The sequence below is a fragment of the Longicatena sp. 210702-DFI.1.196 genome (genome assembly GCF_020563125.1).
Classification (GTDB): Bacteria; Bacillota_I; Bacilli_A; order Erysipelotrichales; family Erysipelotrichaceae; genus Longicatena; species Longicatena caecimuris.
In genome coordinates this window covers 1-265 of sequence record NZ_JAJCPX010000129.1, presented here as the reverse complement: position 1 = coordinate 265, position 265 = coordinate 1, and the positions used below count along the sequence as shown (strand labels likewise).

The 265-nt window shown below is 34.0% G+C and carries 1 pseudogene; it reads left to right on the top strand.

The window, feature by feature from the left end:
* Positions 1-265: pseudogene (locus tag LI241_RS15650) on the top strand (transcriptional regulator); the annotation flags it as partial.

Sequence of the window (265 nt, the reverse complement as noted above, 5' to 3'; positions counted from 1 at the left end):
CCATATATCATGGATATTATCAAACGGGAACAGGACTTCAATGTTTCCTTAGATTATTTGTCTGAAAATGAATTTTTCAATGATGAAAAAGAATGCAGATTTTACATGGAAACCAAACTCATACAGTATATCCATAACTACATTACCAATGAGGTTACGGAGTTAGAAGAACTTATGGAAATCAAGCAGTTGATACAACGTCAAAAAATAGAACGCATGATGAAAGTACATAAGGAAATGCGAGGGTTAGACCGATACAGAGAAC